The organism is Dyadobacter sp. CY343 (genome assembly GCF_021390335.1).
In the GTDB taxonomy this organism is placed as follows: Bacteria; Bacteroidota; Bacteroidia; order Cytophagales; family Spirosomataceae; genus Dyadobacter.
On sequence record NZ_JAJUXK010000003.1, the window covers coordinates 572,865 to 595,331 of the forward strand.

Sequence of the window (22,467 nt, forward strand, 5' to 3'; positions counted from 1 at the left end):
CGCTATCGGATATCTCGGGAAAGCTTTTCGTAAGGAATGTCCTTTCCGATGTACTGGTCCCATTCTTCTTCTGTCAAATCCCTTGAAACTTTTTTGGCAACTTCTGCGAAAAGTGCAGCAGAGTTAATGTCCCACAACCGCACCGTTTTATCTGCGCCGGTCGCCAAAAGCTTATTCCCGTCGTTTGTAAACCGGATATCCATTACCCAGTAATCAAAATCGCTCAATACAACCGGCTGCTGTTTAGACAGATCGTCCTGCGTGCTCCATATTCTGATCTTCCAGTCGTAACAGGCTGTGGCAATGCGGCTTCCGTCGGGCGTGAATGCAATTTTGGTAATGCCGGAAGTATGTGTCCCCTGTGTGCCGGTCAGAGAATTAGGCACCGGCTCACCGCGCTGCATCTTTACTGAATACAGCATTCCTGAGCTTGTACCGAAATAAAGCTGCTTCTGGTCGGGCGACAGCGTCATTGAAATCACCCTCCCGCGGATATTTCCAAGATTATATTCGGTCGGTTTTGCTTCCGGCTTGTCCAGGTCTGCGCGCAGCATTTTACCGGTTCCGGTTCCGAAGAAAAGATAGGAGGTGCCCGCCATTGCCTCCACGCAGGATATTTCGGTTCCGAGATCCAGGTTTTTGCGCACGTCCAGCTTTTTGTCACTAATATCCCAAACCCTCACCTGCCCCGGCGAACTCACCGAAATCAGCTGCTGCTTGTTGTCCCGGATCTCCATCGACAAAATGATCCCGTCGTGCGCGACCAGTGTTTTCGTAGGCGTACTTCCTGCCGAAAAGTTGTCCCAGCGAACGATCTGTCCGTTTGAAGAACCTGTAAACGCCGCTTTTCCGTCGGGTGTAAATGCCAGCGAACGGATACTTTTGAATGTCTGTTTCGGATTTCTGAATGCGACCGGCCTGGTTGCCGGCACGAGGTAGTTCCACAAATTCACTACCCCATCGTCGCCCGCACTTGCAAATATGGCATTGCCTGCCTGCGGCTCGGCCACTACGCGCACTATATCATTGTGTCCCAACAAAGTAGCTTTCGCCCCGGCAGCTTTGGACAGTGCATTGAATATGTCGGGATTCTCTTTTTCTCCGCCGTTTTTGAGGTTAAAATCGTACGCTTTCAAAGCCAGCAATGCAGCGAGATCGTCGCCTGCCGGCATTTGAAAAGATTGGATCGCAATAAACCGCGCGACTGCTTTTGAGCGTTGTTTCAATGCATCGTTCCGAGAACTTTCCGCTTCTTTTTGTGCGCTTTGTGCGTATAGTTTTTGTCTTTCGGATTCTTTTTGCGCGCTTACCGCAAACTCCTTCTGCACCTCCGTCTCTCTCTGTGATTGCACAGCGGCCTTTCTTGCATTTTCCGCCTGCACTCTCTGGTCCTCGGCTACTTCCCGTGCCAATTTCGCAGCAATACTTTCATTCACCGCTTTTTCCTGCTCCCTTACCGCGATCGACTTTTGTTCTTCGGTTAATTCTTTTTGCAGCTCGGCAAAAGTACCCTGCTGCTCTGCTATTTTCTTTTGGGAAACTGCCTCGCGCGTCTGGTCCTCTGCGCGTTTTCTCTCTTCCAGTGCGAGACTTTCCTTTTCCAGAGCCGTTTTCTCGCTTTGCTGCGCCTGCGTCCTTAAAACCAGCGCGACGATCAGGAATAATAATGACACTAACGAACTGATACCGAGCACCGAAGCGAATACCCTGGCCTTGCGCAGCTCTCTCTTCTGGCGGTCTTCCTTCTGCCTTACATCAAGTTCAAATTGTTTTTTACTATAATCCAGAAAATTGATCGCACGCTCGAAAAACGGATCGTACCGCTGCGCCCATTCGAGTGTGGGCTCGCATTCTCTCAGCCACTTCAACCCCAAAGCGAGTTCAGGATTTACCCACAAACCGCTGCGACCTTCCTGGTAAAGGAGGGCCGAGTAGCTGATCTGTTTGTACAATTTAGCCGATTCCAGTTCCTCCTCTATCCACTTCCTGCATCGGTCCCAAAACAGAAGTATTTTTTCAACCGAAACATCAATAATAGAATCGTGATCAATTTTTACACCTGGTTTTGGAGTTAAAAATGAAACCCCGTGCTCACGAAAAACAAGCACTACATCAATCAGCAAATAGTCGGGAATGCCCGTTATCTGAATAATTTCGCGTAAAGCTGTCGGATGCAGCGAAGAAGTGTCACTCGGGCCCAGCACGATCAGCGCCTTGAAAAGTTTCGCCGCTGCATTCCTCCTCTTATCGTCAAGCCGCTGGGTGAAAATTTCCTCTGCGTGCTGGGAAATCGACTGCTGCATGGTACCTATCGCCTCGTAATCGGCGCGTGAAACGGGCACAGCGAATGTTTTAGTGGCTTTCCAGCGATCCCAGGTCCGCATCAGCGCGTGTTGCAGGATCGGCAGATAATCCGGATTTTCAGCAAGCTCTTTCAAAAGTCCATCGACCAGTTCAGGCTCGATATTCGCCCCCGAAGCTGCTACCGGGCCCTCGATCACCTGCCTTACTTCCGCCGGATTCATTTTTGGCAAAAGATAATAACCCCTGTTGATCACCTCCGTGAGCCCATTGAATTCCGTGCAGTGATCGAGGTAATCGGAACGCATCGTGATCACCGCGTGAATTGGAAACTGCCGCTGGTTGATCAACGCCAGCAGTAAATGCACAAATTTGTTTGTATTGTTTTTACCCGAAAAATCCTCGGCAAGTTCGTACCGGAAAAGTTCTTCAAACTGATCGATCACGAGCAGGATATTCCGGTCTCGGATCTCAGAAAGCAGGTCGAAAGCGCGCTGCGGATTGGCCGAGAATTCTTCTTCCAGCACCGTCGGATCGCGGCTTTCCCAGGCAGGATTGTCAGGTCGCAAAGCAGCTTTCAATGCAATAGCAAAGTTCCGGACGGGATTTCCACCCGGCCGGAACATGATCACTTTCCAGGAGTTATTGTCTTCATCTTTTTCCAGGGAAGGAACAAGCCCCGCTTTGATCAAGGAAGATTTTCCGCTTCCGGAAGATCCGATTAATGCCAAAAAACGACCATCCAATAACTTGCTTTTCAGCTGCCGTATATGCGAGTCGCGGCCAAAAAACAGGGCATGATCTTCCCGGTCATAACTGCGCAGGCCGGGAAAAGGATTGGATAGCGTAGATTTTTCAACCATCATACTCAGGTTGATGCGATTTTCATTACAAACTTATTTCGGTTTTTCCCATTCAAATACTCATAGGAAAATTCATCTACCCCATTGATCGTCAGATAGATGCCCAATCCGCCAATCTCCCTGTCTTCCAGTGATTTTGTAAGATCGCCGGAATCGGGCAGTTCTCTGGCGAGCGGGTCAAATGGCGCGGCGATATCTTCCAGGATCACGATGAGTGCCTGTTCTGTTATCTCGCTCAAAACCGTAAAGTCCGCCTCCAACCCAGCCTCCTGATATCCGTATAAAATGATATTCGTGGCTATTTCATCAACAGCCAGTTTGAGGGCATAGGTCGGTTTTTTAGCCAGCCCGGCCTGCTGCGCACGCTCACCAACGTATTCCCGCAGCGAATCCAGGGAATCCACATTGCCGGGAAAACTTTTCGATTCCATCATGACGGAGGTTAAACAGGATATTGATCAACAATCGTAACGCTGTGTTGCAGACCTGTTTTTGTCAGGGTATCTACGATCAGTTCCTGTGGTTTGACAATGTAAATGGCCAGTTTCGGGCCGATTTTTTGCTTTGAATAAATAAGAACGCGAAGGCCTGCGGAAGACATAAAACTAAGGTCTTCCATATCCAATACCAATGCCTCGATCGGCTGGTTCGCAATTTTTTCAATCTCGGTCTGAAATACCCGCGCCGAAAGCGAATCCAGCTCTCCATGCAAAGTCAACCGCGCAACCTGCTCTCCTACAACTGATTCTATTTGAAATGCCATGATATTCTAATGTTTTTGATGTTTTTAATATTTAACAACTCTTCTTTGTCTATTAGCTCGTCTATTGACTTTGTCACCCTGAGCGGAGTCGAAGGGCATGTACTGAGGCATCCTGCACGCCCCTTCGACTGCGCTCAGGGTGACAAGAGACAGACAATGTTCCCTACTTCCCTACCAAAATCACCGTAGCGCGGCCCCCCACCAAAAACCTTCCCTGATCTTCCAGTCTCGGCTCTTTTCCGATTTCGAAGAAGTCCTGACCGGCGGGCATGTCGGTATTGACTGACAGGTGCCAGCTGCGGCCGTTGGGTAATGCAGGCAGTTCGTAGTACAGTGCGTCCCAATAGGAGTTTAGTGCTACGTAAATGGTATCGTCCAAGATGGTACCACCTTTTGCGTGGGCGCCGTCGAGCATGAATGCGAGGCAGCGGCTGGATTCAGAAAAGTCGGGCTGCCAGGCTTGTGTACCGTGGAAACTGATATCCGGGTAGCCGCTTCCTACATAGTCGCGGTGCTGGAAATGCGTGCGGCTGCGCAGTACAGGGTGGGCGCGGCGGAAATGCGTAATGTGTTTTGAGAAATTAAACAGATCCGCATTCTTTTCCAGCAAGCCCCAATCCACCCAATTGAGCTCGTTATCGTGGCAATAGGTATTGTTGTTCCCGTTTTTGGTCACACCCATTTCATCACCCGAAAGGATCATCGGAACACCCTGGCTAACAAACAAAATAGACAATGCATTTTTTATTTGCTTGTGTCTGAGCTGATTAATGAATGGATCATCCGTTTCGCCTTCCACCCCACAATTCCATGAATGATTGTCATTACCGCCATCGTTGTTATTTTCTCCGTTCGCTTCGTTGTGCTTTTCATTATAAGCGAAAAGGTCATAAAGGGTGAAACCATCGTGACAGGAAATGAAATTGATACTCGCGGTAGGGCCGCGGTAATAGTACAAATCGGGCCAGCCCTGAATGCTCTGGGCAATATCACCGACCAGACCTTCGTCGCCTTTGAGAAACTTGCGGACCCCGTCGCGGTACTTTCCATTCCACTCGGCCCAGCGACCGTAAGCGGGAAAAGAACCTACCTGGTATAATCCGCCCGCATCCCAGGCTTCGGCCACGAGCTTGCATTTCGCGAGGATCGGATCGTAAGCTAGCGATTCGAGCAATGGCGGGTTGCTCAGTGGTGCACCGTTCTGGTCGCGGCCGAGAATGGCGGCAAGGTCAAAACGGAAACCGTCGATGTGGTAATCGGCTGCCCAATAGCGCAGACAGTCCAGTACCATGTTCCTGACTACCGGATTGTTACAGTTCAGCGTATTTCCAGTCCCTGAAAAATTGAAATAATAACCCTCAGGCGTGAGCATGTAATAGGTTTTATTGTCAATGCCCCGGAAAGAAATCGTGTGGCCGCGGTGATCGCCTTCGGCAGTATGGTTAAATACTACGTCGAGCATGACTTCGATCCCGTTTTTGTGCAGCTCTTTTACCAGGGTTTTTAGCTCGTCGACCTGCATTCCAAACTTGCCGGTAGCGGCATAACCCGCTTTTGGCGAAAAGAAATTGACGGTACTGTAACCCCAGAAATTGACGATCAGCCCACCTGTAACTGGGTTTTCCTTACTGTTTTCCCATTCATCGAATTCATAGATCGGCATCAGCTCCACGCAATTAATGCCCAGTTCTTTCAAATAGGCAATCTTGCTGCGGATCGCTGCGAATGTACCCGGGTTTTTGACGTTCGAAGAAGGGTGCTGCGTAAAGCCGCGTACGTGCATTTCATAGATCACCAGATCCTCGATCGGCGTTTCCAGCGGGTGATCATTTTCCCAATCGAAATCCTCGAACACAAGTCGCGAACGATAAGGATAAATGTTGTCCCAGTTCGGTTTGGCCAGCCAGCTGTCGCGACCTCCTATTGCTTTGGCGTAAGGATCGCTGAGTATGATGCTTTTGTCAAAACGATGCCCTTCTTCCGGTTTGAAAGGCCCGTCCATTCTGTAACCATATTCCAGCCGCTCGTAATCGAGTTCGAAAACGATCATGGAATACACGTTACCTGTTCTGAACTCTTCTGGAAAACGGATCTCTGCAAAGGGTTCAGCTTCGCCTCTTTCAAACAAAACCAATGTACAATCGATCGCTTCGCTGGAATAAATGCTGAAATTGATTCCGTTTGGCACCATCGTAGCTCCAAAAGGCAAAACGTGCCCTCGCCGGAACTTGATGCCCTGCTGCTCGTGGGTCGGGTAATAGTCGATCCTGATATCTGTCGCCATGGATTAGTCTTGTTTTAAAAATGCAACTCCATCTTCCGGCTTTTCAACAATCGTAAAAAAGTTGATGAAACCGGTGGTCGACATCACGTCCTGAATCTCTTCCGAAACACCCACAAGTACTACTTTGCCTTCCTGCGACCGGATATTCCGGTACACCATCAGCAATACGCGCAGCCCGGCGCTGGACATGAAACCCACGTCCGTCAGGTCAATGACAATGTGCTTGCTCTTGTCCATCGCCACCTTGGCATTCCGTTCAAATTCGGGCGCTGTTTTGCTGTCAATATCGCCGGAAACCTCAACAACAGTAATTTCGTCCTGATCCGTAATGGTAACTTTCATAGTTTGTATGGGTTTAGATCGGCCTGTTTACTTGCTCGGACTTATCAACACTCTCACTTTGATCCGCTCCTCTGTTTCAGGTAGTTTCACAGTAAGTCCCTGTGCGTCGAAATCGTAGTGAGGCTGCTCGTCGATAAATACTTCACTGATGTAAATGCTGCCCGGCGGAAGGATATCCGGCGATACGCGCAGGATATTGTCTTTCCAGCCGTTTGGATAAGGTTTGAAGTAAAACCAGGTAGGCTGTTTTGTGATCAGCAAATTGATATAAACCGCTGACAAATAGCACAATTCGGTACTGTGATAGGCGCTCATCGAGTGACTTCCCTTGAAACGCTCGGTACCCAGCAGGTAAGGCATTCCATTTGAAAGCACATTGAAGTAAACACCGCCATCGTCGTTATCCAGGAAGAATGCATTGTAGAATGCAGCAGCTTCGCGGGCTTGTTTTTCGTATTCTTTATCACCCAAAACACCGTACATAATCAGGTAAGCCAGAATAGCCTGCTCCTGTTGCCACCACGCCTTGCGATCGTGCCACACAAATTGGTGCTTTCCACCTGTTTTCTTAACCCTTTCCACCACATCGTACCAACCTCCTCGCTGCTGATCAGAGCCAGCTTCGGGCATCAGGGATGCAATTTTTTTGGCAAAATCAAGGTATTCGTCTTTCGGTGTCAGAGATTGCTGACGCATCAAATTCCAGGCGATTTTTAGGTTGTGACCTACTACCGCGCGGTTTTGCTGCCAGCCCCAGGTTTGATCTTTGCTCCAATCTTCGAAAAATTTCTCCTGAACGAACGGGCTGTTTTCGTAATCTGGGAAATACTTTGTAATAGTATCAAAAGTATATTCCAGAAAGTCCGCATGAGCCTTTTCACCCGTGGCCAGGTACAAATTGATCAGGTAAGCGGGAGCGTGGTCACCCACAGAGTTCCAGTTTTTACGCGCCTTGTTATGCGCCAGCGATTCTTCGTGCGCATCCAGCGTAATGGGGTGTAAGTGAGAGTAGTACCCTACCCCGTTCGGGTCTTTGAAGTATTTTTCAAAAAGGTCGATGGTCTTGTCAATATCGTCACGAATCCGCTGATCACCTGTAATGCGGTAGGTTTGTGTCGGGCCAGCCAACGCGTAGATCTGCTCGTACATGGGAAGCGAATCGAGGTCATCCCCAAATTCAGAAGTAAGCAATTTAGTTTCTTTCTGACCTTCCACTTTTAGTCCGTGGTACCAGTAAACCAGATCGTCGTCGGTATCAAAAAAGCGCATATGGTCGCGTAGGTATTCGGTACCCAGCTCGGCGCCTTCGAGGTATTCGTCTTTTCCGGTCAAAAGGTAAGCCGATGCAAATCCATACACCATCCGCGAGATCGTGTCAGTCTCCTGCAGATAGTCGCCCTTTTTAGAGCCTCCCAAATGCAGCATTGTGCGGTAATTCTTATAATTGATCTCCTCTTTGGGATAATCAAACTGCCATTTCAAATAGCTGGAAGCGATCGAGCTTATCTGCGTGATCCACCAGTTTTGCTCTTCGTGGCGGTATACTTTCGGTTCTTTACCTGGAAAAATCAGCTGCTGCGCTTCAAATGCAACTTCGTCCTCGCCTGCATTCGGGTAGAATGTTCCGTACGCAAAAACGTATTGCCCATTGGTAGACAAAAACGGAGCCATATCACCCGGGTCCTGCCAGCCTTCTGTCAGATTCTGCACACTGCGGGCGTAAGTGGAGGGGATCAGATTGAGCTTGAAGGGTCTTTTGTCGGAAGTTTCCAAAGTGAACCAGCGCTCTTCCGCGTCATATCCAGTGATATAACCTGCGATGGTATCTGAGAAAGTGAAATCTATATTCATGCTTTAAACGTTAAGGTGTTCGATGATTGGTACTGGTTCTGGTTTTCCCTTCGACTGCGCTCAGGGTGACAAAGGCGTCGCAGCTTGTCACCCTGAGCGCAGCCGAAGGGCGTGCACTATGCCTGGGCAACCAAGTCTTCCTGGTCCCGGTAGCCCTGCGTGATCTCGATGATATTGCCTTCCGGGTCTTTCAGCCAGACCGTTTTCCAGCCTTCAATTACGTCGTCGAAATGCAGCGGACCGAGCGTGATCACGGCGTCCTCACCCATAGATTTCAGTTTCTCATCAATATCGTCGACCGAAAAAGCAATGTGGCGCAAGCCTGGATAATGCGGCCCGTCTGCCTCCGACATCGCATAGGGACGATCTTCTTCCGGCGGGAAAATTTCGAGATAGATATTCTTGTCATTTTTGAGAAAAACAAGCTCTGCGTCGTCGCCGAGACTGATCGTTCTGGCGCGAAAAAAGCCAAAATGCTTGGCATAAAAAGCCTCGAACGCAGGGAGGTTTTTCACAGTAAGGGCAAGGTGAAAAAATGAGGGTTCCATAGTGGTAGTTAGTTTACGGAGAGCGTTTCGATGATCTTTTTGGCAAATAGATGTGCGTGCCCGCCTGAACGCCCGGTAATCAGGTCGCCGTCAACTACCACGTCCTCATTGGTGTAAATAGCACCGTAAGCCTTCGCGTCGCCGATCAGGTTGTTGTGACAAACCAATTTTCTGCCTCTTACCAGCTCGGTAGCAGGCGCGACAAGCCATAATCCGTGACAGATAATGCCTTTGATAATGCCCGGCTCGGCAAAAACGCGTTTCAGAAATTCAGTGGCAGGCGGTATTTTTTCAACATCCTCGGTGTAACGAAGCCGGTCGGAAACCATTCCTGAGGGAACGATGATCGCATCATAACTCCGGAGCTCCTCGTCGCTCATGTTCTCGAAAGTTTCCCAGCAGTCCATCGGAGCGCGGTATTCATGACCAAGAAAAGTCAGCTTGTCCTGCCCCCAGAGCCTTGACAGAAAGTGGACTTCCGCTCCTTCTTCGGGAAATCGGAATTTGTAGTAAAAAATTTCATTCTCGAAGAAATCGGCTTCAAACAAGACTCCGATCTTCTTTCCGGCAAGTTTCATGGGCAAATACATTAGGAGGGTTTACTTATTTAGCTGCTATTTGACGCCCGAATAGTGTTTGACGATCTTTCCGTCTCTCAGCAACATCGCGTCATAGATCCTGACCGGCCCGTTAACGGTATCGATCGTCGCCTCAAACATCAGGCTATCCTCAGTTGAAGCGAATTTTTCGGTAGATATATAGCCTCGGTATACATGTTCGAGGTAGCCGGAAAACAGGTTTTTTAAAGCTTCGCTTCCTTTCAGTATAATAGGCTCTTCGCCGCTGAGCACGACCATTTCAGCATCTTTTGCATAATGTTTGTCAACCAGGTCGTCTGCGTTCCTGGCTGCCAGCAGGGCGACCTGCTCGTCATAAAAAGCTTTCATTTTTGAAGGATTTAGTTGAGAATATTAATTTCAATAAAGGTCGGATCAGGCCAGGGTTCCGTCAGGATGCTGCACCATTCCAGCGAAATGGATCGCGATCCTGCCATTTTCCAGCACCCAGCTATCTGCAAAGCGCATTTCACTTTTTTCACCACCAACGGTCATCGTGATCTGCTCAGTGATCATCAGTGTTTCAGGATTCTCTGTTTCAGCCCAGAAAACGATCTCGGTTTCTAGTCCGTCGATCCCCAGGATTCCCTGCATGTGCTCATTCACCTGGTCGCGCCCTTTGTAGATAACCGGCGATTTGGAAAAGCTGCTGATCAGCGTCGCATCGTCAGTATATTGATCCAGAAGCGCATCGATATTCTTGTCCAGAATATGCTGAATATGCTCTTTGTACATTTTACCGAGCTTGGTATCGGGTACGTTTTTCATAATTTTTTAAGAGATAAGGGGGTTGAGAAAATCCGAATTTAAAGCGTCGCAGAACCTTCGTGGTATTCCAGCCCGTCTACTATGTATTTGGTAATGATCACTTTACCTGCTTCATTCAATTTAACCTCCCAGGTCTGGAAAGCGTCGCACTTAATGCGTTTGCTGAAAGGCTCCGGCGCATTCCAGACACTCGCTTCCCATTGTACCACCACTTTTACACTTGCCTTGTTACCATCGATCTGAGATTCAACCAGTTTCACAGTATGTACTTCGTCAAAGAAAATACGGATCACGCGCTGGAACCAGCCTTCGAAACCTGCATAACCATATATAGTCGCCTCCGGAAACACCATTTCCAGCTCGGCATCGGCCAGGAGCGGCAAAACTTCAACCATCGGTACGTGGACGTCCAGTTTCTTGTACCAGTCGATCGCCAGTTCTTTTATTGCTTCTTGTGTTAACATGCTTTTTTGAGATTAAGGGTATTGAAAATTTAGCCGGCCACAACCTGGCCATTTGTATTTGGTATTGAGTTCAAAATCATATCCGCTGCTTTTTCACCGATCATAAAACAGGCTGCAACTGTATTTCCGCTGGTGACCGTTGGCATCACAGAAGCGTCGGCCACCCGGAGGTTCGCGATTCCATGAACCCGCAACTGCGGATCCACGACGGACATTTCGTCCATTCCCATTTTGCAGGTACCTGCCGGATGCCAGAGCGTGGAGCATTGACTACGGATAAAAGCTTCCAGGTCAGCGCCTTCTCCCGGCATCATTTCTCCACCATTCAATTCCAGGAATTTTGAGGTATTTGCCAGTTTTCTGACCAGTTCGATCGCTTTGAAAAACACTTCCAGGTCTGCCGGGGCGGCTAGATATTCGGGGTTTATCAAAGGCGGATCAACAGAATTTTTCGACCTTAACTTCACCTCTCCCCTGCTTTCCCCCTGTACCAGAATAGGAAGAAATATGCAGATCGGCCCGCCCATATCCGGTAATAGGGGCGCGAGTGGTCGCGGCATACTCGGGGTAAAGTTGATCTGTAAATCAACCGTTTCTCCGTTTCCTTTTGTACTTACAAACAATGCGTTACCTGTCAGCAAAGTCGTTTCCGGCATTGCGATTTTAGACCGGAAAATCATCGGAAGCTGTAAATGGTCCTGCAAATTCTTACCTACGCCTGGTAAATCGGCCACCACCGGAATATCCAGCGCCTGTAAATCTGCTGCCGGACCAATGCCCGAAAGCATTAATAACTTCGGGGAAGCCAGCGCGCCTGCGGAAATAATTACTTCTTTTTCAGCTAATGCGTGCCATTCCAGCTCATTAGCCACAAATTCCACTCCAAACGCCTTTCCCTCCTGGATCAGGATTTTGGCAACCCGCGCGTCGGTGAGGACGGTGAGGTTGTTTCTTTTTTTAATAGGGTCTAAAAAGGCAGATACGCCGCTGTCACGTTGATTGTTTTTGTCAATATGAAATTGAAGCAATCCCGCCCCATTCTCCTGACGTTCACCATTATAGTCCCAGTTTGGACCGTCGTAGCCAAGCTGCACTGCACCTTCCAGAAAATGCTCCGAACGCATTACTTCATCGGGACAATCACGAATACTAAGCTCCCCTTCCGTCGAATGGAATTCGGAAGCGCCGTTCTCGAATTTTTCTGATCTTTTAAAATAGGTTAATATATCCTTGTATGCCCAGCCTTTGGCGCCCATTTCGGCCCACCGGTCAAAATTCTTTGGGTTGCCGCGCACGTACATCATGGCATTAATGGAGGTACTTCCGCCCAGGACCTTACCCTGGTTCATCGTGATACTCCGTCCGCCTAGGCCTTCCTGCGGGGTGGTTTCCAATTTCCAGTCCATCTCCGATCCCCAGAGGCTCACAAATCCACCCGGATCGTGGATAGCCGGAATATGATCTTTACACCCAGCTTCTATCAAAAGGACTCGGTTCATTGCATTGGCGCTCAGCCGGTTGGCCAGCACGCTGCCTGCTGCACCAGCGCCTACTATAATGTAATCGTAAATCTGATTATTCAACATTTCAATGGTGGAGGTTGGTATTCACTACTGTGAACAATTCACTTTGATCCATTCGGAATGGTGGTCGCCTTCGAGTACGAGATCAATCAGAAATGGCTTGTCATCAGCCAGCATTCGCTCGATCGCAGGCAATATATCTTCCTCTTTTTCCACCCTCACCGCCTCTACACCCATCGACTGGGCCATGATATCAAAGCGGATAGCAGGATAAGAAAGGTCAAAAGGAAGCGGGAAATTGTGTTTTTCAATCTCGCGTTCTTTCCAATACTGGTCGATATTGAGCTGCAACAATTTGTAGGAACCGTTGTTACAAACTACAAATTTCGCCCCCGCATTGTGCCTCACAGCCGACCACAAGGTTTGTATCGTATACATACTGCCGCCGTCGCCCGAGAAACCGATCACGGTCTTTTCAGGATTCGCCAGCTTCGCTCCTATTGCCCCCGGAAACCCTACACCCAGCGAACCGCCACGGGTCGTGAAGTATTGTCCTGCTTTTTTCGGTGGAATATACCTGCTCACAGCCGGGGAGCTTGTCAATGCTTCGTCAAATATGATCGTTTCGTCCAGATTAAGCTTTTCAGCAAGTACTTTGGAAAACTGCGCCATAGTCAGCGGCGACTTTCCTTTCCGTTGTTCATCGGCTTCTTTTTCCTTCCTGATCCGCTCGGTCTTCGCATTACCGATGTCCTCTATACGTTGGATCACATCCGCCATTTGCTCAGGCGAGATCATTGCTTCGATCACTTCTGCAAGTTCAATCAGCGAAAGTTTAGGGTCGCACACAATGCCCAGGTCTACCCGGTGGTTCTTGGCGATTTCGTACGCATTCAGATCGTAGTGGATCACTTTGGCACCAGGCGCGTAAATATCTCCCAGCTCAGGAAAAACTTCGGGTACCATATAGGTCCCGACGATCAGGTTTACATCGCCTTTTGTCGTGATCGGGTGACTGTATGAGCCAAACATGTGGCCCGTCGTTCCCTGGTAAAGTGGGTGGGTATTGTCCATCACCACATCACCAAATTCAACCCCGTACACTTCGGCACCCAGCAGCTCAGCTACCTTGGTCAGTTCGGGTATTGCATCAGAATAAGCCACGCCGTCACCGACGAATATCATCGGCTTTTCAGCGCTCAATAGCATTTCTGCCGACTGTCTGATCAAATCAGAAGAAGGTATTACGCGGGTGGAAGGAATGCAGCTTGGAAATACCGGCTCGTCGTTGATCTCGTCGAGCACGTCCATGGGCAAACATACATAAACCGGCCCCATTGGCGCAGTAGTGGCTATTTTCACCGCGCGGCGCAAAGTCCGCAAAAGCGATTTCGACGAAGTGGCCATGGTCGCATACTTGGTTACCGGCGCCATCATCGCTACCAGATCGTTCGCCATTTGGGCATCCATATTCATGTACTGCACCCCTGCGTCGGAGCCGATGATCACCAGCGGCGCGTGTCCGCGCTTGGCCTGGTACACGGCACCCACCGCATTACCGATTCCCGGCGAGCTGTGCAGCTGTACCAAGGTTGGTTTCTGAGTGGCCCGCGCATAACCATCGCCCATCATTACCGCAATGGTTTCCTGCAAGGTCAATATGTATTTCATGTCCGGGTACTCAGCCAGCGCGTCAAGGAAACCCTGTTCCACGGTGCCGGGATTGCCAAACATGAAGTCCATTCCGTCGGCCAGAAACTGTTCGACGATCTTCTGATTCCCGGTTTTACCAGCCATAACGCGTGAGACCTTTGTCCAGCACATTCACAAACTGTTCACCAAACTCAAATGAACATTGAAGCGAACGCGCCGTAATGAACGGGTAGTCAACAATAACAGAGGTTTCTTTTCCAAAATTGCCGTGGTACTGACCTTCGGGGCCAACTGCATCGGCAAGCAAGTATTCCAACACATATGGAGGAGGGCCCATATTCAGATCTGTGTGCAGGAAGCCGGTACCGTCCTGGTAATCGTACTCGATACAGTGGCCGGTCACGTGTTTTCCCTTGATAATAGAATTTCTTTCATTGAAATCTCTTGCAAAAACAAGGGGCGCAACGCCGTAACAGATTCCGGCAACGGGCATTTGTTTGTTGTAAAACGCAAGGATCAGATCGTGAACGCGCTGGTTGTTGACCATATCAATGATCGGGCCGCTGCCGCCTACGAGGAGTAATGCAGCATATTCTTCTGTTACACTTTCCTGGGAGATTTTGAGGTCGCTGTAATACTTTTCAAATGCGCGCAGGAAGTCGGGCGTCGAGAAATACGGGCGTTGCGGAATCACTTCCGACAAATTGCGCCTCGTTTCCAGTCTGTTAGACGCTTCAAACGCTTTCACTTTTTCCGCTGCGAGCGGGGTGGTAACACAAACACCGAGAGGAGGATCTACATAAGTAGTATCGTAACTGGGGGGCAGAGCTTCGGCTTTTTTGCCGTTTGGGGTAATGAATTCAACCGTGTAGCCTGCTTCTTCAAGCTTTTCGAGGGGACCTACGAGCTCAATGCCCCAGTATCCATACTCAGAAAGAACAGCCAGTATTTTTTTAGACATAATGAGAGCGGTTTTTAATGGAATAAAGAGTGGAAATGATTAAGGGTAAGGTTTAAATTTTAAATTAACGTTGAGTAAGAATATCGTCTGGCCGGACCGGGAATGAGCGGCGCCTATCGCCCTTTTCAGCACTTTGTTTGCGTTTCGTTTCATAAATATCTCTACAAGAAGCGCCGCAGGGTTCCAAATAGTTATTGAAACTGAAAAAACTTAGGTTGAACCGGTTGATTCCTGACCTCAAACCGACGATGTTTCTGTGAAGCTGCCAAAACGCATTATGAAATTTCACATTCAGCGGCCGAAGCTTCCACAAATGTGGCAAAACCGGCTTTTTGGCAATAAAGCATTGTAGAACAGGCTGCTACGTACGATGTTGAATCCGTAGTCAATTCACATTATATTCCTGTAAAGTGTATTTTCACTTTTTTGCCCATTTTTGCAGATTTCTCTTAGTATTATTTCTACTATTATCAGTATTATTGTAATTGCACCAGCTAAGTCTTTCCCTTACCCATTTCCACCCAAAAACCCCTTCTAAATGAAACCGTTGAAGCTTCTGATTGTAGCGATGAATGAACAATGGCTCAATCTTCTGGAAGAATCCCTCACGAACGCGGGCTATCATTTTCAAATCAGGCAGGTCAATTCCAAACAAGCTGCCATCAAGGCATTCCGCGAGTCGAAATACGACCTGCTCATTTCAAATTATGCATTGCCCGACGGCGCGATCAGCGACCTGGCGACTGTGCTGGGCAGCCAGCTTCCCTGCATGGTGGTTTCGGAAGGACAATGCCCGGTAAGCTCTGAAAAAGTGCTCGCTATTCAGGACAGCAACTACTACATTAATTGTTACAGCCGGCTCGACTGGATACCTGCATTGGAAAATACGATCGAAAAGTGGCAGAGTAATGCGCGCCAGGATATCAATGCACATCTTAGAAATCACGATAGTTTATATAAAAAATCCCTGAACCGCTGTGTTGAGTTGCTTTCGGGGGCAAGTACCCAGAAAGAAGCGGACGCGCTCACGACCGAAGCATTTGAAATGCTGCTGGAAGTAATGGACCTGAGCAGGATCTACCTGTGCTCCGCCCTGCATGCGCCCGACAATACCTTTGTGATCCGTCAAATGATCGAGGTATCCGCAGCGGGTGTGGCTGCGAAAATGCTTTTCACCGAAAATCCCAAAGAGATACCCTTTTTCGATCACTGGACAAAATCATTTGAACAAGGCCATACAGTTTCTGAACGGCTGGACGCTTTTCCAGCAACCGAGCGACAGTGGCTGGGGCGTCACGGAATCCAGTCTTTAATGGCGGCACCGATCGGAAGAGGCACGAAATGGCTGGGCTATATGGCTATTGAAGACAATCTGAACATCAGAGAATGGACTCCTGCCGAGACTGAACTCATCGTGGCCGTAGCCAATCTCCTTCCCCAACATTATTTCCTCACTTCGAAATCATCCCGGATAGAAACTGAACTCTTCGCCAGTCCGGTATGAACCAGGATTTGAATTACAAAAACGGGATGTCATTAGGTTGGCGTCTCTGTTTTATCTTAAGTCTCTTTGCCACCATTCCCAGGCTGATCTTCACCTGGCCCAACCTGGTCGATAGCGCCCGTATCTGGTCGGGACTCCTGGACATTTGCATTCAGTTCGTTATCAGTTTCGAGTTTTCCTGGATATTTATCTATATCTGCCTGCATTACACTTACCGGGTTCCGAGCTGGTTCAACAGGCAGCCTACCTGGGTGCAGATCCTGAGTATGGTTTTCCTATATTTTTCGATTAATGAAATCCTTTTTCAGCTTAAACTCGCACTGGATGATAATAACTCGGATATCCTCATTTTTCGGGTCGTTTATTATCTGTACCATCTGCTCTTACTGCTCGCGATCCTTGCATTTCGCAATTTTTTATTGACCACCCAGGAAAATCACAGGATCGGACTGGAAAACGAGCAATTGAAGCGGGAGCAGCTCAAAGCGCAACTGGAAGCCCTTCGTAATCAGCTTAATCCGCATTTTTTATTCAATGCGTTAAATATCCTTAATATCTCGATCGCGACGAATCCTGACCTCGCGCAGCGCATTGTGCTCGATCTTTCTGATATTTTGAGGTACAACCTGAAAGTACAAAACCAGAGTCTGATCCTTTTAAGTGATGAGCTGGCCGCAGCGAAAGCTTATCTGGACCTTCACAAGGCGCGTTTTGGCGAAAAACTGGCCTTCGAATTTGTGGGTACCGAAACCACCAAACAGTGGTACGTGATCCCACTTTCGTTGCAGATCCTGATCGAGAATGCGATCAAACACAACGTGATCACTTCTTCCCAGATCCTGTTTATTGAGGTCAGACTTAATGAGCAGACCAAACAGGTGATCGTAATGAACACACTCAACAAGAAAGCCAACTCGGGCGGGACGGGAATCGGGTTGCAAAACCTCGACAAACGTTACAAGATCCAGACCGGGCAAAAACCTTCCCTCACGGAAGACGAACAACAATTTACAGTAAAAGTACCCTTGATTGAAGCTCCATGACTAGAATCCTGATCGTAGAAGACGAACAGCCGGCAGGGCAATATTTGACGCAGCTTATCCAGAAGATCGACCCGAAAACTGAAATACTGGACGTTATTGAAAGTGTGGAGACGGCGGTAGCCTGGCTTGAAAACAATGTAGTACCCGACCTGATCTTTCTCGATGTGCAGCTTGGCGACGGTACCTGTTTTCAGATATTTGAACAAATCTCGATCGGTTGTCCCGTCATTTTCACGACTGCCCACGACGAATATGCATTGCGCGCTTTCAAGCTTAATAGTATCGATTATCTGTTGAAACCGATCCGCCCCGAAGCTCTGAAATTCGGTCTGGACAAGTATTACCAGCTTAATGAAGAAAATGCGATCACGAAAGTGAAATACCTCGAAGAGCTGATGCACACGCAGATTTTGAACCAACGGAGTCCGCGGCGCAGCTTTCTGGTCCCTTATCGCGACAAGCTGATCCCGCTGCGTGACCTGGACTTTGCGTGGCTGACAATTCGAAATGGGCTCGTAGTCGCAACGCTGCACGACGACCGGAATTTCGTGATAGATAAGTCTCTGGAAGAGCTCGAAAATCAGCTTGACACAAACAATTTCTTCCGCGCCAACCGCCAGTTCATTATTTCACGGCAATGTATTACGGAGATAGAACTGTACTTCAACGGCAGGTTGCTGATCCGCACATCGCCAGCTTCTGCCAATCAGATCCTGATCAGCAAGGAAAGAGTGCCGGTTTTCAAGAAGTGGTTTGAAGAACTGGCATAGCGAAATAGCAGCCCGATTTTTCAGTTTTATCCGCATTATTTTCCGGTTCACGGAAATAGTTGGCGCCGCATGCCCTATATTCTGACAGATTACATTCCTATTCGTTTTTTACCATACCTATTATGTATACCGCACGTGAGATAAAGCTCCGGATCGTTCTTTCCTTCTCCTGGAAAATGCTCTTATTTTTCTTCTTCTATTCGGCTGTCCTTTGCTGGATCAGCGTTTGGACCGGAGTACCACTTGGTTTTTCATTTGTCCCTATCGGGTTAATTGGTACAGCGGTTGCTTTTTATGTCGGCTTTAAAAATAATTCTTCCTACGAAAGGTTATGGGAAGCCCGGAAAGTGTGGGGAGCGATCGTGAACGCGAGCCGAACCTGGGGTGCGTTCACATGTACCTACATTCAATCGGAGGAAACGGGCGAAGGCTCGGTGAAAGCCAGGTTGATCCACCGGCATATTGCCTATATCAACGCAGTCCGCATTCAGCTTCGCTCGAAAAGTGTGTGGAATGATCTGAATACGGTGGAGCATCACGTGGTGGAAGCGCAACATATTGATCCGGACCAATCCATGCAGGACATGCTTGCCCGGTTTTTGCCCGAAAACGAAGCTGCCTATTACCTGCAACGCAAGAACCCCGCGACCCATATCATGAAGGCGCAGGCTAGCGAACTGAATGTAGAATTCAAGGCCGGGAGGATCAGAGAGCGATTCTTTTTCCATATGATGAATGTGCTGCAGGAATTTTATAACCAGCAGGGTGCAGCCGAACGAATCAAGAACTTTCCTTTTCCGCGGCAATATGCCTACTTCAGTAAGGTTTTCGTGTGGCTGTTCATTATTGCATTGCCTTTTGGATTGATCAACGAATTTGCCAAGCTGGGAAACATATTTATCTGGCTCGCTATTCCCAGTTATATGGTTATTTCCTGGGTTTTTTATACGATGGAAATTGTAGGCGATACCAGCGAAAATCCGTTTGAAAATGCGCTAAATGATGTTCCGATGACGTCCATCTGCCGCACGATTGAGATAGACCTGCGTGAAATGCTGAAAGAAACCAATATCCCCGCTCCTATTACGCCAGTCAATAACATTTTAATGTAAACCCTTATGCTGGAAAAGGTCCTGAGCAGCGGCCCGGAACCAACTATCGCAGTGAGAGCGTACTGCAAAATTCAAGTGTTTTTTCAAGATCCGGCTCAACTTCCAGATTGATCTCGTTATCCCTCAAAAACCTGCTGATCGCGCTTTTCTGCGAGGGAAATATTTTCAATAGATTGGCCCGGTTAGCCAGATAGAACCGCTGGTTTTTATCTATCAGAAAATACACAGCCCTTCTTTTCATCAACACTTTCTCATTTGCATCCAGATACCTGAATTCTCCCTGCTTATTCATAAAAGTGGAATAGCTGGAAATGGCAGCAGTACTCGAATACTGTCCATAAGCAGCATATTTCTCGTGTCCCAGTTGCGCAAGAAATTGCTTTTTACCCAGCTTAAGATCGCCGTAATCTCCTGCGATCTCAATGTGCCCGTGGCCGGGATTGTAATAATACACGCTGTTTCCGATTTGCACGCGGTCGACAAAATTGTTGTCAGCGAATAGCAGAGTGTCCCTGAGTAAACTGATGAACATCACCTCGCCATGCACCAGATTGTAGTTCATTTTTGCATTAGAAGTCTTCCCGTTCCTGAAATGCACCTGCCCATCGGTAAATGCAGGATATTGATAGCGCCCGGCATACGGAATTACCTTATTCACATCAGTCGCGGAGCCTACCTGATACGATTCTCTGCCTTTTTGCGCCGACAAAACTTGCGGTAAAAAGAAGAATAGCACAAAAATCAGTAATATTTTCATCGGGCGGGCGATTTATAGTAGCTATCAATATTCCATTTTAAATTTAGACAATTCCGGCACAAATTCCTTTTTTCTTGTTAGCTCATATTGATAGCTCTCGAAGTACTATCTACTCTTCCCAGGTTTCAATCGCAGAACCTTCTTCTGTTTTGACCGAATCCGCAATCGCCGCATTGATCTCCGCCATCTCCGTTTCTGTCAGATCGCGCCACTTTCCGATCGGCAGGTTTTCAAGCGTCACATTCATAATACGCACTCTTCTCAGTTTGGTCACCTGATAACCCAGAAATTCGCACATCCGACGGATCTGGCGGTTGAGTCCCTGGGTTAGTACGATCGTAAAAACGTGGGTACCGTCTTTTCGCACAGCGCATTTTCTTGTAACTGTTCCCAGGATCGGGACGCCGGAGCTCATTTTCCTGATAAATTCTTCGGTAACAGGTTTATTTACCATCACCACATATTCCTTCTCATGATTATTGCCCGCGCGCAGGATCTTGTTGACGATATCCCCGTCGCTGGTCAGAAAGATCAGTCCCTCCGAAGGCTTGTCCAGCCGGCCGATCGGGAAGATCCGTTCTTTGTGCCTGATATAGTCGATGATGTTACCTTTTATGTTCCGCTCCGTAGTACAGGTAATTCCCACTGGTTTGTTGAACGCAATGTACACTGCCGGCCTCTTCGATTTCAATGGTTTCCCATTCACGCGCACATCGTCTTCTGTGGAAGCCTTATCACCTAAGACCGCCACTTTTCCGTTCAATGTCACTTTTCCCTGCTCCACCAGCCTGTCCGCTTCACGGCGGGAACAGAAACCCGTTTCGCTGATGAACTTGTTGATTCTTGTTAATTCCAATGTATTCTTATTTTTTGAGGCAAAACAATTCCAGTTCAAGGAAGCAAATTACTCTGTTTTGGAAAAATTATCGGCCACCGGACAAAGATTTGGCGGTTTGGTCACTTTACCTGTCAACGTTAAATTTATCTATAAAACAAGACAGATCAATTCCTGCCCTATGAGAAATCGCTTGCTGCTCCTCCAATTTTTGCTTTGGATCACGATCATATCCGTACACGCACAGCCTGTTCGCCGGCCCGTCGAAGTGATCGTCACTGCTGACCGGGAAGACTGGACTTATAAAACGGGCGAAAAAGTACAGTTCTCCGTACAAGTGCTCAGAAATGGGTATCCCGTCAAAAATGCGCAGTTACGATATGAAATTGGGCTGGAAAAGCTGGAACCAACAATTAAGGAAACCAAAACTGCCGCCGATGGAAAACTCACAATCGACGGTGGGACATTGAAAACGCCTGGATTTCTCAGATGTGTTGTCTGGGCAAATGTAGACGGAGGCGAATACCGCGGCCTCGCAACAGCTGCTTTTGATCCATTAAAAATACAACCTACCGTTTCAAATCCGGAAGATTTCGACGCGTTTTGGGCTAACGCAAAAAAGGAACTGGCGGCCGTGCCAATGGATGCGAAAATGACCCTCATCCCCGAACGTTGTACTGAAAAGACGAACGTTTACCATCTGAATCTGCAAAACAGCAGACCGGGTACGCGCGTTTACGGTATTTTGAGCATACCTAAAAAAGAAGGAAAATATCCGGCGTTACTTCGCGTGCCAGGTGCGGGAGTGCGGGCCTATTATGGCGATGTATCCACTGCGGACAAAGATATTATTACACTTGAAATTGGTATTCACGGCATTCCCGTAACGATGGACCCGTCGGTTTATACAGATCTCGGACAAGGCATTTTGAATGGTTATCCTGCCTATAATATGGATGATAAGGATAAATTTTTCTACAAAAGAGTTTACCTCGGCTGCGTGCGGGCGAATGATTTTTTAGTAAGCCTGCCTCAATTTGACGGTACCAATCTGGCTGTCACCGGCGGTAGTCAGGGCGGTGCATTATCGATTATCACAGCAGGGTTGGACTCACGTGTAAAATGGCTGGGCGCGTTCTATCCCGCACTAAGTGACGTGACTGGCTACCTGCACGGACGGGCCGGCGGCTGGCCGCATTATTTTGACAAAAACGGGATCAAAACAAATAATACAAAAGAAAAACTGGCGACGGTTGGCTATTATGATGTGGTAAATTTCGCAAGAAGAGTGAAAGTACCCGGACTTTACATCTGGGGTTTCAACGACGAAACCTGCCCTCCTACCTCCATGTACTCGGCTTACAATGTAACCACAGCCCCAAAAGAGCTTAAACTGTATCAAGACACCGGCCACTGGACTTACCAGGAAGAAAAAGATGTGATGAATAACTGGTTGGTCGAGAAGTTGAAAGGGAAATGATTGAATGATTGAATGATTGAATGATTGA

21 protein-coding genes are annotated in these 22,467 nt (G+C 48.2%); 5 read left to right on the plus strand and 16 right to left on the minus strand.

The window, feature by feature from the left end; all coding sequences use genetic code 11:
- Positions 1-2: 2 nt before the first annotated feature.
- From LZG94_RS10660 to LZG94_RS10725, 14 genes are all read right to left on the minus strand, one after another.
- A complete protein-coding gene (locus LZG94_RS10660) occupies positions 3-3,167 on the minus strand; it encodes a WD40 repeat domain-containing protein (protein WP_233791875.1) in 3,165 nt (1,054 codons plus the stop codon).
- Positions 3,168-3,169: 2 nt separating this feature from the next.
- Positions 3,170-3,598, minus strand: coding sequence for an ATP-binding protein (locus LZG94_RS10665; RefSeq protein WP_233791876.1), 429 nt, complete (start codon positions 3,596-3,598; stop codon positions 3,170-3,172).
- Positions 3,599-3,606: 8 nt separating this feature from the next.
- A complete protein-coding gene (locus LZG94_RS10670) occupies positions 3,607-3,927 on the minus strand; it encodes an anti-sigma factor antagonist (protein WP_215233375.1) in 321 nt (106 codons plus the stop codon).
- Positions 3,928-4,090: 163 nt separating this feature from the next.
- Positions 4,091-6,211, minus strand: coding sequence for a glycogen debranching protein GlgX (gene glgX / locus LZG94_RS10675; RefSeq protein WP_233791877.1), 2,121 nt, complete (start codon positions 6,209-6,211; stop codon positions 4,091-4,093).
- A gap of 3 nt (positions 6,212-6,214) precedes the next feature.
- Positions 6,215-6,553, minus strand: coding sequence for an STAS domain-containing protein (locus tag LZG94_RS10680; RefSeq protein ID WP_215233377.1), 339 nt, complete (start codon positions 6,551-6,553; stop codon positions 6,215-6,217).
- A gap of 27 nt (positions 6,554-6,580) precedes the next feature.
- Positions 6,581-8,404 (minus strand): AGE family epimerase/isomerase, encoded by a 1,824-nt coding sequence (locus LZG94_RS10685; protein ID WP_233791878.1) that lies wholly within the window; start codon positions 8,402-8,404, stop codon positions 6,581-6,583.
- A 116-nt stretch (positions 8,405-8,520) separates the two neighbouring features.
- The gene (locus LZG94_RS10690) at positions 8,521-8,952 is read right to left on the minus strand and encodes a VOC family protein (protein WP_233791879.1); all 432 of its coding nucleotides are present in this window, start codon (positions 8,950-8,952) and stop codon (positions 8,521-8,523) included.
- Between the two features lie 8 nt (positions 8,953-8,960).
- On the minus strand, positions 8,961-9,530 hold the full coding sequence (locus LZG94_RS10695) for a DJ-1/PfpI family protein (RefSeq protein WP_233791880.1): 570 nt from the start codon (positions 9,528-9,530) through the stop codon (positions 8,961-8,963).
- 36 nt (positions 9,531-9,566) lie between these two features.
- Positions 9,567-9,899 carry a nuclear transport factor 2 family protein gene (locus LZG94_RS10700; protein ID WP_233791881.1) on the minus strand — a complete coding sequence of 111 codons (333 nt, stop codon included), beginning with the start codon at positions 9,897-9,899 and terminating at the stop codon, positions 9,567-9,569.
- A 45-nt stretch (positions 9,900-9,944) separates the two neighbouring features.
- A complete protein-coding gene (locus LZG94_RS10705) occupies positions 9,945-10,337 on the minus strand; it encodes a nuclear transport factor 2 family protein (RefSeq protein WP_233791882.1) in 393 nt (130 codons plus the stop codon).
- 38 nt (positions 10,338-10,375) lie between these two features.
- Complete coding sequence (locus tag LZG94_RS10710) at positions 10,376-10,801, minus strand: hypothetical protein (protein WP_233791883.1); 426 nt, start codon at positions 10,799-10,801, stop codon at positions 10,376-10,378.
- 29 nt (positions 10,802-10,830) lie between these two features.
- Positions 10,831-12,387 carry a GMC family oxidoreductase gene (locus LZG94_RS10715; RefSeq protein WP_233791884.1) on the minus strand — a complete coding sequence of 519 codons (1,557 nt, stop codon included), beginning with the start codon at positions 12,385-12,387 and terminating at the stop codon, positions 10,831-10,833.
- Between the two features lie 24 nt (positions 12,388-12,411).
- Positions 12,412-14,121, minus strand: a complete 1,710-nt coding sequence (locus tag LZG94_RS10720) for a thiamine pyrophosphate-binding protein (protein ID WP_233791885.1) — start codon at positions 14,119-14,121, stop codon at positions 12,412-12,414.
- The gene (locus tag LZG94_RS10725; RefSeq protein ID WP_233791886.1) at positions 14,111-14,938 is read right to left on the minus strand and encodes a type 1 glutamine amidotransferase domain-containing protein; all 828 of its coding nucleotides are present in this window, start codon (positions 14,936-14,938) and stop codon (positions 14,111-14,113) included. The genes LZG94_RS10720 and LZG94_RS10725 overlap by 11 nt, the downstream gene beginning before the upstream one ends.
- A gap of 538 nt (positions 14,939-15,476) precedes the next feature.
- On the opposite strand from LZG94_RS10725, the gene LZG94_RS10730 reads away from it, so the two are divergent.
- The 4 genes from LZG94_RS10730 (at position 15,477) to LZG94_RS10745 (ending at position 19,367) form a co-directional block, all read left to right on the plus strand.
- Complete coding sequence (locus LZG94_RS10730) at positions 15,477-16,442, plus strand: GAF domain-containing protein (protein WP_233791887.1); 966 nt, start codon at positions 15,477-15,479, stop codon at positions 16,440-16,442.
- On the plus strand, positions 16,439-17,485 hold the full coding sequence (locus LZG94_RS10735) for a sensor histidine kinase (protein WP_233791888.1): 1,047 nt from the start codon (positions 16,439-16,441) through the stop codon (positions 17,483-17,485). Before LZG94_RS10730 ends, LZG94_RS10735 begins: the two co-directional genes overlap by 4 nt.
- Entirely contained in the window at positions 17,482-18,255 is a 774-nt protein-coding gene (locus tag LZG94_RS10740) for a LytTR family DNA-binding domain-containing protein (RefSeq protein ID WP_215233389.1), read from the plus strand. The genes LZG94_RS10735 and LZG94_RS10740 overlap by 4 nt, the downstream gene beginning before the upstream one ends.
- 122 nt (positions 18,256-18,377) lie before the next feature.
- A complete protein-coding gene (locus tag LZG94_RS10745) occupies positions 18,378-19,367 on the plus strand; it encodes a bestrophin family protein (RefSeq protein ID WP_233791889.1) in 990 nt (329 codons plus the stop codon).
- Between the two features lie 43 nt (positions 19,368-19,410).
- On the opposite strand, the gene LZG94_RS10750 is transcribed toward LZG94_RS10745, so the two are convergent.
- Positions 19,411-20,124: a hypothetical protein gene (locus tag LZG94_RS10750; RefSeq protein WP_233791890.1), complete on the minus strand. Its 714-nt coding sequence runs from the start codon at positions 20,122-20,124 to the stop codon at positions 19,411-19,413.
- A gap of 109 nt (positions 20,125-20,233) precedes the next feature.
- The gene (gene rluF / locus LZG94_RS10755; RefSeq protein WP_233791891.1) at positions 20,234-20,980 is read right to left on the minus strand and encodes a 23S rRNA pseudouridine(2604) synthase RluF; all 747 of its coding nucleotides are present in this window, start codon (positions 20,978-20,980) and stop codon (positions 20,234-20,236) included.
- 160 nt (positions 20,981-21,140) lie between these two features.
- Between rluF and LZG94_RS10760 the strand changes: the two genes are divergently transcribed.
- The gene (locus tag LZG94_RS10760) at positions 21,141-22,439 is read left to right on the plus strand and encodes an acetylxylan esterase (protein WP_233791892.1); all 1,299 of its coding nucleotides are present in this window, start codon (positions 21,141-21,143) and stop codon (positions 22,437-22,439) included.
- Positions 22,440-22,467: the final 28 nt, after the last annotated feature.

Coding starts and splice junctions, on each gene's coding strand:
- LZG94_RS10715 (WP_233791884.1), bottom strand. CDS start 12,387: ATGTTGAATAATCAGATTTACGATTACATTATAGTAGGCGCTGGTGCA.
- LZG94_RS10695 (WP_233791880.1), bottom strand. CDS start 9,530: ATGAAACTTGCCGGAAAGAAGATCGGAGTCTTGTTTGAAGCCGATTTC.
- LZG94_RS10685 (WP_233791878.1), bottom strand. CDS start 8,404: ATGAATATAGATTTCACTTTCTCAGATACCATCGCAGGTTATATCACT.
- LZG94_RS10660 (WP_233791875.1), bottom strand. CDS start 3,167: ATGATGGTTGAAAAATCTACGCTATCCAATCCTTTTCCCGGCCTGCGC.
- LZG94_RS10735 (WP_233791888.1), top strand. CDS start 16,439: ATGAACCAGGATTTGAATTACAAAAACGGGATGTCATTAGGTTGGCGT.
- glgX (WP_233791877.1), bottom strand. CDS start 6,211: ATGGCGACAGATATCAGGATCGACTATTACCCGACCCACGAGCAGCAG.
- LZG94_RS10725 (WP_233791886.1), bottom strand. CDS start 14,938: ATGTCTAAAAAAATACTGGCTGTTCTTTCTGAGTATGGATACTGGGGC.
- LZG94_RS10740 (WP_215233389.1), top strand. CDS start 17,482: ATGACTAGAATCCTGATCGTAGAAGACGAACAGCCGGCAGGGCAATAT.
- LZG94_RS10680 (WP_215233377.1), bottom strand. CDS start 6,553: ATGAAAGTTACCATTACGGATCAGGACGAAATTACTGTTGTTGAGGTT.
- LZG94_RS10690 (WP_233791879.1), bottom strand. CDS start 8,952: ATGGAACCCTCATTTTTTCACCTTGCCCTTACTGTGAAAAACCTCCCT.
- LZG94_RS10705 (WP_233791882.1), bottom strand. CDS start 10,337: ATGAAAAACGTACCCGATACCAAGCTCGGTAAAATGTACAAAGAGCAT.
- LZG94_RS10760 (WP_233791892.1), top strand. CDS start 21,141: ATGAGAAATCGCTTGCTGCTCCTCCAATTTTTGCTTTGGATCACGATC.
- LZG94_RS10730 (WP_233791887.1), top strand. CDS start 15,477: ATGAAACCGTTGAAGCTTCTGATTGTAGCGATGAATGAACAATGGCTC.
- LZG94_RS10710 (WP_233791883.1), bottom strand. CDS start 10,801: ATGTTAACACAAGAAGCAATAAAAGAACTGGCGATCGACTGGTACAAG.
- LZG94_RS10670 (WP_215233375.1), bottom strand. CDS start 3,927: ATGGCATTTCAAATAGAATCAGTTGTAGGAGAGCAGGTTGCGCGGTTG.
- LZG94_RS10750 (WP_233791890.1), bottom strand. CDS start 20,124: ATGAAAATATTACTGATTTTTGTGCTATTCTTCTTTTTACCGCAAGTT.
- LZG94_RS10665 (WP_233791876.1), bottom strand. CDS start 3,598: ATGATGGAATCGAAAAGTTTTCCCGGCAATGTGGATTCCCTGGATTCG.
- LZG94_RS10720 (WP_233791885.1), bottom strand. CDS start 14,121: ATGGCTGGTAAAACCGGGAATCAGAAGATCGTCGAACAGTTTCTGGCC.
- LZG94_RS10700 (WP_233791881.1), bottom strand. CDS start 9,899: ATGAAAGCTTTTTATGACGAGCAGGTCGCCCTGCTGGCAGCCAGGAAC.
- LZG94_RS10745 (WP_233791889.1), top strand. CDS start 18,378: ATGTATACCGCACGTGAGATAAAGCTCCGGATCGTTCTTTCCTTCTCC.